This is a genomic window from Pseudomonas sp. S04 (genome assembly GCF_009834545.1).
Lineage (GTDB): Bacteria > Pseudomonadota > Gammaproteobacteria > Pseudomonadales > Pseudomonadaceae > Aquipseudomonas.
Genome location: NZ_CP019427.1, coordinates 5,607,575 through 5,620,911, shown reverse-complemented (window position 1 = coordinate 5,620,911; position 13,337 = coordinate 5,607,575). Strand labels below are relative to the sequence as shown.

Here is a 13,337-nt window from a genome sequence, read left to right as displayed (position 1 = left end):
TTTCAACTCCTACGCAACAACCCCCGAAGTCCCAAAACGGCCGGCACGCCCAAGCCGATCCAGCTCAAGCCATCCCAGATCCCATCACCCAATAGCGCCGCGAACAACCCTGCGGCACTGAGCAGGGCAATCACGGTGGGGGTGGCGAAGACTTTCCAGAAGTTCGACTGGCGCGGTCTCATGGGGTGCTCTCCTGGGCCACGGCCAGCGGTTTTGCCGCCCGGCGCCGGACTATCCACAGGTACAGGCCGCTGCCGAGGACGATGATGGTCAGTACATCGAGTGCCGCCCAGAGGATTTTCATCGGCATGCCACCGTAGTCACCGAAGTGCAGTGGTTGCGACATGCCCATGACGTCCATGTACCACGGTCGTTCGGCGATCGCGGTGACTTGCAGGGTACTGGCGTCGATCAGCACCGGGGTCAGCAGGTGGGAGGTCAGGTGGGTATTGCCTTTCATGAACACCGCGTAGTGGTGTTCGCTGGAGAAACGGGTGCCAGGGAAGGCGATGAAGTCGGTCTGCATCTCGGGTGCGGCCCGCTGGGCAATCTCGAGCAACTGGCTGGCGGGTGCCAGGCGGGTCAGGGGCGGTGCGTCGCGGTAGGGTTCGATCATCGCGCTCAGGGCTTCGCTGCGCCAGGCCGCAATCAGCAGGTCGGCGCAGGCGCTGACCACCCCGGTGACACCCACCACCAGCGCCCAGGTCAAGGTGACGACGCCGATCAGGTTGTGCAGATCGAGCCAGCGCAGGCGCGTGGATTTGTCCTGACGCACGGTGCCGAACTTCAGGCGGCGCATGAACGGCAGGTACAGCACCGCGCCGGAAACGATCGCCAGCACGAACAGAATGCCCATGAACGCCAGCAGCAACTTGCCCGGCAGCCCGGCGAACATGTCGACGTGCAGGCGCAAGATGACCATCATCAGCCCGCCGTTGGCCGAGGGCATGGCCACCGGTTCGCCGGTGCGGGCGTCGAGCATGTAGGTGTGGGACAAGTTGGGCTCGGTGCCGGCGGTCTTGGCCATGATCGCGATCACGCCGTTGGGCTCGTCCTCATCCCAGCCGAAGTACTGCATGACTTCGTCGGGACGATGGGCCTGGGCCTTTTCGACCAGTTGCTGCAGGTCCAGATGCGGGGTGTCGGCCGGCATCTGTCGCAGCACGGGCGCATCGCCCAGCAGGTGTTCGATCTCGTGATGAAAGATCAGCGGCAGGCCGGTCAGGGCGAGCATCAGCAGGAACGCCGTGCAAATCAGGCTGGCCCAGGTGTGGATAAAGGACCAGCGGCGGATGGTTTTGCTTTTCATCGGTCATCCAAATGGACAAGGGCCACCGTACGGGTGGCCCTTCAATCAGGGGGTGCGGCTTAGAACTTGTAGTTGACGCTGGCGACTACGTTGCGCTCATCACCGTAGTAGCACCAGTAGCCATCACAGTTGGCCAGGTAGTCTTTGTCGAACAGGTTCTTGGCTTCGACGGCGACCGTGACACCCTTCATGGTTTTGTCCAGGCGGCCGAGGTCGTAATGGACGGCGGCGTCATACACGGTGTAGGAGCTGACATGGGCGATATCGGTATTGGCCGTGTTGCCGTAGGTGTCGCCAACGTAGCGAACCCCGCCTCCAACGCCGAAGCCGTCGAGCGCGCCGGCGTGCCAGGTGTAATCAGCCCACAGGGTGGCCTGGTTGCGCGGAATCAGCGCCATGCGGTTGCCGACTTCGCTCTCCAGGCCTTTGCTGATTTCTGTGTCGGTGTAGGTGTAGGAACCAATCACCTTGAGGTTGTCGGTGACCTCGGTGGTCGCTTCCAGCTCCAGCCCGCGGACCTTCAGCTCACCAACCTGGCGGGTGATACTGCCTTCGGTGACGCTGACGTTTTCCTGGCGCAGGTCGTAGACCGCCGCCGTCAACAGGCTCTTGCTGCCCACTGGCTGGTACTTCACGCCGACTTCGTACTGGTGGCCTTCGGTCGGCTTGAACGCCTCGGTGGCCGAGACGTTGGCGCCGATGCTCGGCTGGAACGACTCAGTGTAGGAAATGTATGGCGTCACGCCGTTGTCGAACACGTAGCTGAGGCCGACGTTGCCGGAGAAGGCCTTGTCGCGCTGGGTGTTGGTGACATCGTTGTTGTTATGGAAGGTGGTGCCGGTGTGCACCCAGTCTTCACGACCGCCGAGGGTCAGGCGCCAGTTGTCCAGGGCCATCTGGTCCTGGACGTAAAGGCCGGTCTGGTGGGTTTTCTGGTTGTAGTCCTGCATGGCGAAGTACGTGACGCCAGACATGTCCGCGCCGTAGATCGGGTTGTTGACGTTGATCGGTGGCACGCCCATGCCGTACAGCCATTGGTAGTTGGTATTGGCGCGCTGGTGATCGAGGCCCAGCAACAGGGTATGGCGGATGGCACCCGTGTCGAAGTCGGCCTGGAAGTTGTTGTCGACCGCGAACTGGCTGATGTCTTCGTTGACGATGCCCGACTCGCGGTTGACGTTGCCAGCCTCGTCGACTTCGTTGAAGGTGGCTACGTTGACCGCCTGGAATTCCAGGTCGCTCTTGGTGTAGCGCAGGTTCTGACGGAATTGCCAGACGTCGTTCAGGCGCTGTTCGTAGGCATATCCCAGGGCGTAGTAGGTGCGGTCATAGAAGTCCCAGTCCGGCTCGCCAAGGTTCTTGTGATGGGAGATATCCCCGGCCGGTGAGCCGAGCTTGGTGCCCTGCAGCGGTAAAAACTGACCGGTGATGCCGGTGTCGTCGCGGGTGTACTGGGAAATGAAGGTCAGGCTCGCATCTTCATTGATGTTCCAGGTCAGGCTTGGGGCGATGTTGTAGCGCTTGTCCGGGATGTGGTCGACTGGCGCATTGCTGTCGCGCACCACGCCACTGACGCGGTAGAGAAACTGGCCTTCGTCGTCGATCTTGCCAGTGCTGTCGAAGTTGATCTGCTTATGTTCGTTGCTGCCGGCCTGGGCTTCGATCTGGTGCGCGCTTTCGAGTTGCGGACGGCGGCTGACCATATCGAGCATGCCGCCCGGTGGCGTCTGGCCGTAGACCGAGGAGGCCGGGCCGCGCAGTACAGTGATGCGCTCCAGGTTCCAGGGTTCGACTTTAGGGTTGGAGAACGAACCCTTGGGCAGTGGCAGGCCGTCGAGGAACTGGGAGGGGTCGAAGCCACGTACGCGCAGCCAGTCGGCCCGGGAGTCGGAGCCGTAGCCGCTGCTCTGTACGCCTGCGGTGTAGCGCAGGGCGTCATTGAGGTTGAGCACCTGGCGTTCATCCAGTTGCTCGCGGGTGATCACGGTCATCGAGCGAGGCACTTCGACGATGGCGGTGTCGGTCTTGGTCCCGGCGGCGGTGCGGGTCGCTACAAAACCGGCGGCTGGGCCCCAGGCGCTTTCGCTGCCCTCGATACCGATCACGCTGGTTTCCGGCAGCGCCATCACGCCCTCGGGAACCGCTACCAGGCTGTAGGTGCCGGCGCTGCTTTGTTCCAGTTGCAGGCCGGTGCCGCGCAGGGCTTGGCTCAGGGCGCTGGCGGCGTCGTACTGGCCGTTGACCGGGGCGGAGGTCTTGCCGGCAGCCAGGGACGGGTTGAGGCTCAAGGCGAGGCCGGCCTGGCTGGCGATCTGGTTCAGGGTGCTGGCCAGGGGCGCGGCCGGCAGGTTGTAGGCGCGAACGCTGGACGTCTGTTCAGCGGCCACCAGCAGGGTGCTGGTCAGCGGGGTGCCGAAGGCAATGGCCAGGGCCAACAGACTGGGGCGCAACAAGGTGTCTAGCGAACGTGACATACGGCGGCTCCTGAATGGAAATATTTCTCAATTGCCTATGTGCCGAACGAGATTGAAAAAGTGATAGGGGCGGATCGAAATAATTTCGATTCAGGAAAAATAGCCCCGGTTACCGGGGCTGTCCTCAACCCTCAGGGTTTGGCGACCACGGTGACCCACCACGAGGTGTGCTGCTCGATCTGCACGGGCAGGGTCGGCAGCAGGGCACTGAGGGCCAGGTCGGTGTTGTGCAGCGGGAAGCTGCCGGTGATCCGCAGGTCGGCGACGGCCGGATCGACGCCGAGGTGGCCCGGGCGATAACGATCGAGTTCGTGGACCAGGTCTTCGAGGCGGACGTTGTCGACCACCAGCATGCCGCGAGTCCAGGCGTCGCTGCCGGGGTTGAGCGCCAGCAGCGGGCCGAGGCCGTCGCGCTGCATCAGCACCTGCTGGCCTTCCTTGAGAATCTGTTCGTCAGCCAGGGTCTCGGGGCGTGCGGCCACCGCGGACTGCAACACGCTCAGGCGCGTGCCGTGGTCTTCGCGCTTGACCAGGAACCGGGTGCCGAGGGCACGCATCTGGCCGTCGCGGGTTTCGACGATGAAGGGGCGCGTATCGTTGTGTGCGGTTTCAATGAGGATTTCCCCTTCCTGCAGGACGATCCGGCGCTGCTTCTCATCAAAACGCACGTCCAGCGCGCTGTGGGTGTTGAGGTTGATCAGCGTGCCGTCGGCGAGGCGCAGGGTGCGTTGCTCGCCGGTGGCGGTGCGCTGGTCGGCCAGCCAATAGTCGAGGGGCAGGTAGCGTTCGCTGGCGAACAATCCCAGGCCGATCACCAGCAGGACGCTGGCGATCCCGCTGCCCAGCTTGCGCACCCGGCGCCGGATACCTTCACGCGATTGCAGCAGCGCTACCCGACCCGGTCCACTGGCCACGCTGAAGCGTTGATCGAGCATGCCCAGTTGCTGCCAGGCGCGAGCATGTTCTTCATCGGCGGCGTGCCATTTGGCGAACTCCTCGCGTTCCACCGCACTGCCGGCGCCGGAATCGAGAGACAGTTGCCAGGCGATGGCGGCGTCGAGTACCCGCGCCGAGACCGGCTTGGAGCTGAGCGGGCTCAAGCGGGCTCGCCGTACAGCGCCACATAACACTGGCGGATGCCCTGGGCCAGGTACTGCCGCACCCGTGGCACGGAGACGCCCAGGCGCTCGGCGATTTCGGCATGGCCGAGGCCGTCGAGGCGGTTATAGAGGAAGGCGGCGCGGGCTTTGCTCGACAGCTTGCCGAGCAGGCGGTCGATGGCCTTGAGGTCTTCGAGGATCAGTTGCTGTTCTTCCACCGAGGGTTGCTCGCCTTCGGGGATCAGCATCAACTCAGTGAGGTAGGCCTGTTCCAGTGCGGCGCGACGGAAATAGTCGAACAGCAGGCCCTTGGCGATCGCCACCAGGAAGGCTCGGGGTTCGCGGGGCTGCTTGAACGCTTCGCGCCCGAGCAAGCGGACGAAGGTGTCCTGGCTCAGGTCTTCGGCTTTGGAGGGACAGGCCACGTTGCGCCGTAGCCAGGCCAATAGCCAACCGCGATGGTCGCGATACAACGCACCAACCAGTTCACTGTGAGGGCTTTGGACGGACGACAAATGGCTTCACCGAATACACGTTTAAACTAACGAGAATTATTCGCGATTGTCTCAGAGCCCATGCCCGTGCGCAATTGGCGTTGGTCGGGTCGATTGTGCCGAAAGCTGGATTAAAAGGAGTGTTTTTGCTGGCGTCGCTTCCACTGGCTGAGCCGTTGTTGCAGCTCCAGCGGGCTGTGAATCTGTTGCGCCCGCGCCCGGCTGAACAGGATCAACGCCAGCTCGGCCGTGGCCATGGCGTCGGCGCTGGCGTTGTGGCGCTCGAAGATCTGCAACTGGAACCAGTTGATCCAATCATCCAGGCCGGCTTCGCGGATGTGCGCTTGGGGGCAGAGCAGTGGAGCCATGTCGGCAACATCAAGAAACTTATGTTGCAGGCGATAACCCAGGCTGTCCTTCAAGGCGCGGCCAAGCATGTGTTGATCGAAGGGGGCATGGAAGGCCAGGAGCGGGCTGTCGCCGACAAACTCCATGAAGTCCAGCAGGGCGTCCACCGGATCGCTGCCGGCGGCAATCGCGCTCGGCCCCAGGCCGTGCAGCAACACGCTGGGACCGAGTTTGTGCGCGTGGCGTTGCAGGGTGCGCTCGAACTGCTGGCTGAAATCGATCGCGCCATCTTCGATGACCACGGCGCCAATGGACAGCACCAGGTCCTTGCTCAGGTTCAGGCCGGTGGTTTCCAGGTCGAGCACCACCCAGCGTTGCTCGCGCAGGCTGCAATCGTCCAGGGTCGGTGCGCTGGGCAGTTGTGCCAGGCGCTGTTGCTGTTCGAGGGTCAGGGTCGGGGTGGCCGCACGCAGCCAGGAAAACAGGCTCATAGCTGGTACCGCAGGCTGAGGCTGCTTTGCAGGCGTTGGGCCTGGCGCAGGGATTCACGCAGGATGCGCCGGTCCAGGTGATTGAGGCTGTCCGGGTCGACTCGGTTGGAGTAGGGCAGGTTCTCGCGGCTCTGGCGCTGATGCTGTTGCATGCGGGTTTGCTGGATGAAGTGATAGGCCTCTTCGTAGGCAGCGCCGTCCAGGGGCTCGATGATTTCCTTGGCCACCAGCTCGCGGAAACGTTCCAGGGTGTTGTTGGTTTCAATGCCGTTGGCCAGGGCCAACAGGCGCGCGCCGTCGACGAAGGGCGTCAGGCCCTGCACCTTGAGGTCGAGGGTGGCTTTTTCGCCGCTCTTTTTGCTCAGGACGAACTCGCGCAAACGCCCCACCGGTGGCCGCTGGCGCAAGGCATTCTCAGCCAGCATGCGCTGGAACAGGCGATTGTCGGCTACCTGGTCGAGGATGGCTCGACGCAGTTGCGCGCAACCCTGCTCCTCGCCCCAAACCACCCGCAGGTCAAAGTAGATACTCGAGCCCAGCAGGTTCTGCGGGGTGGCCTCGCGGATGAAGGCGGCGAAACGCCTGGCCCACTCGGCTCGGGACAGGCACAGCTCGGGATTGCCGGCCATGATGTTGCCCTTGCACAGGGTGAAGCCGCAGAGCGCCAGGCTGTGGTTGATTTGTTGGGCGATGGGCAGTAGCCGGCCGCGGATCTCGGCGGCATGGGCAGCATCGCGCGCCTCGAACAGCAGGCCGTTGTCCTGGTCGGTGTGCAGGGTTTGCTCGCGGCGGCCTTCACTGCCGAAGCACAACCAACTGAAGGGGATGCCCGGGTCGCCTTTTTCCGCCAGTGTCAGCTCGATCACCCGGCACACGGTGTGGTCGTTGAGCAGGGTGATGATTTGGGTGATCTGGGTCGAGGAGGCGCCGTGGGCGAGCATGCGCTCGACCAGTTGACCAATCTCACCGCGAATCGCCACCAGGTTGTCGACCCGTGGCGCGTTACGAATGGTCCGTGCCAGGTGCACCAGGTCGACCCGCTGCAGGGAAAACAGATCGCGCTCGGAGACCACGCCGCACAGGCGTTGGTCCTTGACCAGGCAGACGTGGGCAATGTGCCGTTCGGTCATGGCAATGGCCGCGTCGAATGCGCTGTGGTCCGGGCTCAGGTAAAACGGCGCCTGAGTCATGTGCCGGGCTATGGGCTGGTCGAAGTCGCGAGTACCGTCGGCGACCACGTGGCGCAAATCGCGCAGGGTGAAAATCCCCAGGGGGGCCTTGTGTTCATCGACGATCACGATGCTGCCGACCTGTTGCTCGTGCATCAGGGTCACGGCTTCGCGCAGGGGCGTGGTCGGGCTACAAGTCACGGGGTGGCGCATCGCCAGTTCGCCGAGGCGGGTGTTGAGTGAGTACTGGGTGCCGAGGGTTTCCACGGCCTTCTGCTGGACTTGCTGGTTGACCTGGTCCAGCAGGCTGCTGACGCCGCGCAGGGCGAAGTCGCGAAAGGTGCTGGAAAGGGCAAACAGCTTGATGAATGCCAGCTTGTTCAACTGCAGGCAAAAGGTATCTTCGCCCGCCAGGTGCTCGGTGCGGGTCGCCCGCTCACCGAGCAGCGCGGCGAGGGGAAAACACTCGCCGGTGGTGATTTCGAAGGTGGTTTCGGTGCCGCCCTTGGCGCTATGCGGACGTTCGCCGACCACTCGGCCCTGCTTGACGATGTAGAAGTGCTCAACCGGGCCGTCGGCCGGCTTGATGATGCTGTCGCCAGGCGCGTAGAAACGCAGTTGGCACTGCTCCACCAGGTATGCCAGGTGCGCGTGTTCCATCTGGTTGAACGGCGGGAACCGCTGCAGGAACTGCAAGGTGCCCTGGATGTTCTGCAACACCGCGGTTTTCCCAGCCTGGGTGAAGGCGTCCGTTTTACTCATAACCATGACCGCAGTCTTTTTCGATTTATTGTTGTTGGGGTATCTGCATGGTCGGCCCCTGCGCACGGGGTGCCCATTGGACGTAAGTCTAGGTCGCGGGACCTCGATTAAAAAACTCGGAGCGGTCCTACGTCATGGGTACCTAAAACCTTTGCCCGACCCTCTTGGAAAAGTATCCGACGAAGCGCACATTTAAGCACTGCTTAGCGATGTCAGATAATTGTGCTAGGGGAACGATCTGAAACTGTTGAGTGACCTATGTCCGACCACGATATTTTGAGCGATGCCGAGCGTGAAGCGCTGAGTGCAATCATGCTTGAGCCGGATTTACCGGCCCAGCGGGTATTGATCGTCGATGATGACCAGGATGCCCGCGAATTGCTCAAGCAGTTCCTGGCCCTTGCCGGCATTCGGTGCATGACCGCCGCCAGTGGCGAAAGCGCGCTGAAGCTGCTGGAGACTACCCCCTCGATCGGCCTGGTGATCACCGATCTGCGCATGGGGCATGTCGATGGGCTGGATCTGATCCGCCAGGTGCGTGAATCGGTCCGGGCCGCACTGCCGATCATCATTGTCTCCGGCGAGGCCGACGTGCAGGACGCGATTGCGGCCATGCACATGAGCGTGGTGGACTTCCTGCTCAAGCCGATCGATACCGGCAAGTTGCTGGAGTTGGTCAGGCATGAGCTGGGCATGTCGCTCTAACCAGTCACACCCGGCATCACGAAAAAAGGCCCTGATCTGTCGATCAGGGCCTTTTTTTGTCCGGCGTCAGCGCTTACTTAGAGGCCATTGGCAGCCTTGAATTCACGCCGGCGACGGTGCAGGACCGGCTCGGTGTAGCCGTTCGGCTGCTGGGTGCCTTCGATCACCAGTTCGACCGCCGCCTGGAAGGCGATGTTGCTGTCGAAGTTCGGTGCCAGCGGACGATACAGCGGGTCGTTGGCGTTCTGGCGGTCAACCACCGGCGCCATGCGCTTGAGGCTTTCCATCACCTGATCTTCAGTGACGATGCCATGGCGCAGCCAGTTGGCGATGTGCTGGCTGGAGATACGCAGCGTCGCACGGTCTTCCATCAGGCCGACGTCATTGATGTCCGGGACCTTCGAGCAACCGACACCCTGGTCGATCCAGCGCACGACATAACCGAGAATGCCCTGGGCGTTGTTGTCCAGTTCGTTCTTGATCTGCTCGGCGCTCCACTGCGGGTTCACCGCCAGGGGGATGGTCAGGATGTCGTCCACCGAGGCGCGGGTGCGCTTGGCCAGTTCGGCCTGGCGAGCGAATACGTCGACCTTGTGGTAGTGCAGGGCGTGCAGGGCGGCAGCAGTCGGCGACGGCACCCAGGCGGTGTTGGCACCGGCCAGTGGGTGAGCGACTTTCTGCTCGAGCATGGCGGCCATCAGGTCGGGCATGGCCCACATGCCTTTACCGATTTGCGCGCGGCCTTGCAGGCCGGTGCTCAGACCGATATCGACGTTCCAGTTTTCGTAGGCGCCGATCCATTTTTCAGCCTTCATGTCGGCCTTGCGAACCATCGGGCCGGCTTCCATGGAGGTGTGGATTTCATCGCCGGTGCGGTCGAGGAAGCCGGTGTTGATGAACACCACGCGCTCGCTGGCGGCCTTGATGCACGCCTTGAGGTTGATGGTGGTGCGCCGCTCTTCGTCCATGATCCCGACTTTGAGGGTGTTGCGTGGCAGCTCGAGGACGTCTTCGATGCGCCCGAACAGCTCGTTGGTGAACGCCGCTTCTTCAGGACCGTGCATTTTCGGTTTGACGATGTAGACCGAACCGGTGCGGCTGTTTTTGCGGGTGGTGTTGCCGTTGAGGCTGTGGATCGCCGCCAGGTTGGTCACCAGGCCGTCGAGGATGCCTTCCGGAACTTCGTTGCCGTCCTTGTCGAGGATCGCATCGATGGTCATCAGGTGGCCGACGTTACGCACGAACAGCAGGGAGCGGCCGTGCAGGCTCAGTTCGCTGCCATCAGGCGCGGTGTAGGTGCGGTCGGCGTTCATGGTGCGGGTAAAGCTCTGGCCGCCCTTGCTGACTTCTTCCGACAGGTCGCCCTTCATCAGGCCGAGCCAGTTGCGGTAGATCACCACTTTGTCGTCGGCATCGACGGCAGCGACCGAGTCTTCGCAGTCCATGATGGTGGTCAGCGCCGCTTCCATCAGTACGTCTTTGACACCGGCTGCGTCGGTCTGGCCGACCGGGGTGCTGGCGTCGATCTGGATTTCGAAGTGCAGGCCATTGTGCTTGAGCAGCACCGCGGTCGGTGCCGCGGCGTCGCCGTGGAAACCGATCAGTTGCGCGTCGTTGCGCAGGCCGGTGTTGCTGCCGCCCTTGAGACTGACCACCAGCTTGCCAGCAACGATCGCGTAGCGGCTGGAGTCGACATGGGAGCCGGCGGCCAGCGGTGCGGCCTCGTCGAGGAAGGCGCGGGCGAAGGCGATGACCTTGTCGCCACGGACCTTGTTGTAGCCTTTGCCCTTCTGCGCGCCATCGGCTTCGCTGATGGCGTCAGTGCCATAGAGCGCGTCGTACAACGAACCCCAGCGAGCGTTCGAGGCGTTCAGGGCGAAGCGGGCGTTCATCACCGGCACCACCAGTTGCGGGCCGGCCATACGGGCGATTTCTTCATCGACGTTTTGCGTCGTAGCCTGGAAATCGGCCGCTTCTGGCAGCAGATAACCGATGTCTTGCAGGAAGGCTTTGTAGGCCACAGCATCGTGTGCTTGGCCGGTACGGGACTGGTGCCAGGCGTCGATACGCGCCTGGAAGTCATCGCGTTTGGCGAGTAGGGCTTTGTTCTTCGGGGCCAGGTCGTGAATGACCTTGTCGGCTCCGGCCCAGAACTTATCGGCGGTGAGGCCGGTACCGGGAATGGCTTCGTTGTTCACGAAGTCGAACAGGACTTTGGCGACCTGCAGGCCACCGACTTGAACGTGTTCAGTCATTGCTTGCCTCACTCTGCTCAGCTATTTCGCTTTTCAGCTCTTCAATTATGACAATGAAGCCACTGGCCATTTAAACCACAAACCGCCCTACCAGTACATGCCATGACGGGCGGCTGGGCGGGACCAATCAACGGCTTGGAGGCCTTGCTGACGGGGCTTTCAGGGTTGCGATTGGGCCTGCGGCAGACATCGATCCAACGTTATGTAGTGCGCGCTGCGGCATACTACATGATGAATTGCGGTTGTGAAAATTAGACTAATTACGTCGTTCTGCGACCCCATGACGCATTGCAGTCACGTCAGGGCACGGGATGTTCTCAAAAAACCATGAGATTGTTCCAGTTAAATATAAAAACTTGTACACGATTTGTGGTTTTCAGGGTTTCCGCTGTTGCGCCAATCACCGGCAATCGACTCACCGACGCATCGCGGCCGAGCATCACCAGCCCCTTGCCTATACTTGCCTTTCCAGAACAAAAGTCATGACTAGAGGGCTGCGCCATGGACCACCTCGTACTCACGGTATTCGCCCCGGATAAACCCGGTCAGGTCGAGCGCATTGCCCAATGTATCGCCGAACATGGCGGCAACTGGCTGGAAAGCCGCATGTCGCGGATGGCCGGGCAATTTGCCGGGATCCTGCGGGTGGGGGTGCCGGCCGAGGCCTACGACGAACTGGTGGATGCGCTGCAGGCGTTGGCCAGCCACGGGATTCGGGTATTGATTGCCGAGAGCGGGATCGAACAGTCCTGCACCTGGAAGCCGATTGCCATGGAGTTGGTAGGTAACGATCGTCCGGGAATTGTGCGCGACATTACCCGCCTGCTCAGTGAGCAAGGGGTCAACCTCGAGCGGTTGGTGACCGAGGTGCGGCCAGCACCCATGAGCAGTGAACCGCTGTTTCATGCCGAAGCCATTCTTGCGGTGCCCTTGACCCTGTCGCTGGACGTGCTGCAGTCGCGGCTGGAAACCCTGGCCGATGACTTGATGGTGGAGTTGGTGTTGCGTAGCGATCCGTAGGCGCAGGTAGGGTTATCCAAGAAAAACCTGCACCTGCCTGTGGATAACCTGTAGAGACAGGCCTGCAGCGCAGGCGGGCCGTGGCCTACGGGATATTGGTCAAAAAACCAGCAGTTTCAAGGGCTTGTGCACAAACGGCGGGGATCAGGTTGTGGATAACCTTGGGAAGGATAGCTGCAGGCCACGTACACCGTGGCTTGCAGCTTGTTGTGCGTTTTTTGATCAGTTGCGTCGACGCAAACTGATCCAGGCATCGATGCTGTAGACCGCCAACCCAGCCCAGATAAACATGAAGGCCACCAGGGTGCTGGAGGACAGGTGTTCGCCAAACAGCAGCACTGCCTGCAACAGCACCAGGGTCGGCGCCAGGTATTGCAGGAAGCCCAGGGTGGTGTAGGGCAGGTGCCGGGCGGCGGCGTTGAAGCAGACCAGCGGCACCAGCGTCACTGGACCGGCCGCCACCAGCCACCAGGCTTCGGAGGTGGTCCAGAATTCAGCTTGGGCGCTACTTGCGGTCGGGTTGAAGAGCAGCCATGCGACCGCAATCGGCACCAGCATCCAGGTCTCCACTACCAGCCCAGGCAGGGCCTTGACCGGCGCCTGCTTGCGGATCAGGCCGTAGAAACCGAAGGTCAATGCCAGCACCAGCGACACCCAGGGCAGGCTGCCGACTTGCCAGACCTGCTGCGCCACACCTACGGCTGCCAGGCCAACGGCCAGCCACTGCATGCGACGCAGGCGCTCACCGAGCAGCAGCATGCCCAGCAGCACGTTCACTAACGGGTTGATGTAGTAGCCGAGGCTGGCTTCGAGCATGCGCCCGTTGTTTACCGACCAGACGTAGGTCAGCCAGTTGGCCGCGATCAGCGTCCCGCTCAGGGCCAGGATCGCCAGGCGGCGCGGGTTCTCCCGCAGTTCGCGCCACCAGCCCGGGTGTTTCCAGATCATCAGCAGCAACGCGCCGAACAGCGCCGACCACAGCACCCGGTGGATGATGATTTCCACGGCGGGTACGCTGGCGATGGCCTTGAAGTAGAGCGGGAACAAGCCCCAGATGATGTAGGCACTCAGGCCCAGGATGTAACCGCGACGCGGGTTGGCGGCTTGCATGCAGAATCCTTGCTTAGGCAACTAACAAAGAGTGATTGTAAGGAAATTTGTCTGCGAATGTCCTGACTGAATAGGTAGGTCATTTGTGAACATCGGTCTT

General features: G+C 62.1%; 12 protein-coding genes. 2 read left to right on the top strand and 10 right to left on the bottom strand.

The features are described 5' to 3' along the window. Window positions 1-2 precede the first annotated feature (2 nt). The 7 genes from PspS04_RS25225 to PspS04_RS25195 form a co-directional block, all read right to left on the bottom strand. Window positions 3-182, bottom strand: coding sequence for a hypothetical protein (locus PspS04_RS25225; RefSeq protein WP_095164319.1), 180 nt, complete (start codon window positions 180-182; stop codon window positions 3-5). Further along, entirely contained in the window at window positions 179-1,309 is a 1,131-nt protein-coding gene (locus tag PspS04_RS25220; protein WP_159998283.1) for a PepSY-associated TM helix domain-containing protein, read from the bottom strand. The genes PspS04_RS25225 and PspS04_RS25220 overlap by 4 nt, the downstream gene beginning before the upstream one ends. Before the next feature lie 59 nt (window positions 1,310-1,368). After that, window positions 1,369-3,783: a TonB-dependent siderophore receptor gene (locus PspS04_RS25215; protein WP_095164317.1), complete on the bottom strand. Its 2,415-nt coding sequence runs from the start codon at window positions 3,781-3,783 to the stop codon at window positions 1,369-1,371. Window positions 3,784-3,914: 131 nt separating this feature from the next. Then, window positions 3,915-4,883 carry a FecR domain-containing protein gene (locus PspS04_RS25210; protein ID WP_159998281.1) on the bottom strand — a complete coding sequence of 323 codons (969 nt, stop codon included), beginning with the start codon at window positions 4,881-4,883 and terminating at the stop codon, window positions 3,915-3,917. Continuing rightward, window positions 4,880-5,398 carry an RNA polymerase sigma factor gene (locus PspS04_RS25205; RefSeq protein ID WP_095164315.1) on the bottom strand — a complete coding sequence of 173 codons (519 nt, stop codon included), beginning with the start codon at window positions 5,396-5,398 and terminating at the stop codon, window positions 4,880-4,882. The genes PspS04_RS25210 and PspS04_RS25205 overlap by 4 nt, the downstream gene beginning before the upstream one ends. A gap of 110 nt (window positions 5,399-5,508) precedes the next feature. Beyond that, window positions 5,509-6,216 carry a 3'-5' exonuclease gene (locus tag PspS04_RS25200; RefSeq protein WP_159998279.1) on the bottom strand — a complete coding sequence of 236 codons (708 nt, stop codon included), beginning with the start codon at window positions 6,214-6,216 and terminating at the stop codon, window positions 5,509-5,511. Further along, the gene (locus PspS04_RS25195) at window positions 6,213-8,153 is read right to left on the bottom strand and encodes a putative nucleotidyltransferase substrate binding domain-containing protein (protein WP_159998277.1); all 1,941 of its coding nucleotides are present in this window, start codon (window positions 8,151-8,153) and stop codon (window positions 6,213-6,215) included. The genes PspS04_RS25200 and PspS04_RS25195 overlap by 4 nt, the downstream gene beginning before the upstream one ends. Before the next feature lie 252 nt (window positions 8,154-8,405). Here PspS04_RS25195 and PspS04_RS25190 point away from each other — a divergent pair, with 252 nt between their 5' ends. Next, complete coding sequence (locus PspS04_RS25190) at window positions 8,406-8,852, top strand: response regulator (RefSeq protein WP_095164311.1); 447 nt, start codon at window positions 8,406-8,408, stop codon at window positions 8,850-8,852. A 77-nt stretch (window positions 8,853-8,929) separates the two neighbouring features. On the opposite strand, the gene PspS04_RS25185 is transcribed toward PspS04_RS25190, so the two are convergent. Together PspS04_RS25185 and PspS04_RS25180 are read right to left on the bottom strand one after the other, a co-directional pair. Then, on the bottom strand, window positions 8,930-11,107 hold the full coding sequence (locus PspS04_RS25185; RefSeq protein WP_095164309.1) for a malate synthase G: 2,178 nt from the start codon (window positions 11,105-11,107) through the stop codon (window positions 8,930-8,932). A gap of 317 nt (window positions 11,108-11,424) precedes the next feature. Further along, on the bottom strand, window positions 11,425-11,610 hold the full coding sequence (locus PspS04_RS25180; protein ID WP_143501081.1) for a hypothetical protein: 186 nt from the start codon (window positions 11,608-11,610) through the stop codon (window positions 11,425-11,427). Between PspS04_RS25180 and PspS04_RS25175 the strand changes: the two genes are divergently transcribed. Beyond that, window positions 11,609-12,127 carry a glycine cleavage system protein R gene (locus tag PspS04_RS25175; protein WP_095164307.1) on the top strand — a complete coding sequence of 173 codons (519 nt, stop codon included), beginning with the start codon at window positions 11,609-11,611 and terminating at the stop codon, window positions 12,125-12,127. The genes PspS04_RS25180 and PspS04_RS25175 overlap by 2 nt on opposite strands. A gap of 222 nt (window positions 12,128-12,349) precedes the next feature. Here the strand turns inward: PspS04_RS25175 and rarD are convergent, their stop codons facing one another. Continuing rightward, the gene (gene rarD, locus PspS04_RS25170) at window positions 12,350-13,237 is read right to left on the bottom strand and encodes an EamA family transporter RarD (protein ID WP_159998275.1); all 888 of its coding nucleotides are present in this window, start codon (window positions 13,235-13,237) and stop codon (window positions 12,350-12,352) included. Window positions 13,238-13,337: the final 100 nt, after the last annotated feature.

Coding starts and splice junctions, on each gene's coding strand:
- PspS04_RS25225 (WP_095164319.1), bottom strand. CDS start 182: ATGAGACCGCGCCAGTCGAACTTCTGGAAAGTCTTCGCCACCCCCACC.
- PspS04_RS25220 (WP_159998283.1), bottom strand. CDS start 1,309: ATGAAAAGCAAAACCATCCGCCGCTGGTCCTTTATCCACACCTGGGCC.
- PspS04_RS25215 (WP_095164317.1), bottom strand. CDS start 3,783: ATGTCACGTTCGCTAGACACCTTGTTGCGCCCCAGTCTGTTGGCCCTG.
- PspS04_RS25200 (WP_159998279.1), bottom strand. CDS start 6,216: ATGAGCCTGTTTTCCTGGCTGCGTGCGGCCACCCCGACCCTGACCCTC.
- PspS04_RS25195 (WP_159998277.1), bottom strand. CDS start 8,153: ATGGTTATGAGTAAAACGGACGCCTTCACCCAGGCTGGGAAAACCGCG.
- PspS04_RS25190 (WP_095164311.1), top strand. CDS start 8,406: ATGTCCGACCACGATATTTTGAGCGATGCCGAGCGTGAAGCGCTGAGT.
- PspS04_RS25185 (WP_095164309.1), bottom strand. CDS start 11,107: ATGACTGAACACGTTCAAGTCGGTGGCCTGCAGGTCGCCAAAGTCCTG.
- PspS04_RS25175 (WP_095164307.1), top strand. CDS start 11,609: ATGGACCACCTCGTACTCACGGTATTCGCCCCGGATAAACCCGGTCAG.
- PspS04_RS25180 (WP_143501081.1), bottom strand. CDS start 11,610: ATGGCGCAGCCCTCTAGTCATGACTTTTGTTCTGGAAAGGCAAGTATA.
- rarD (WP_159998275.1), bottom strand. CDS start 13,237: ATGCAAGCCGCCAACCCGCGTCGCGGTTACATCCTGGGCCTGAGTGCC.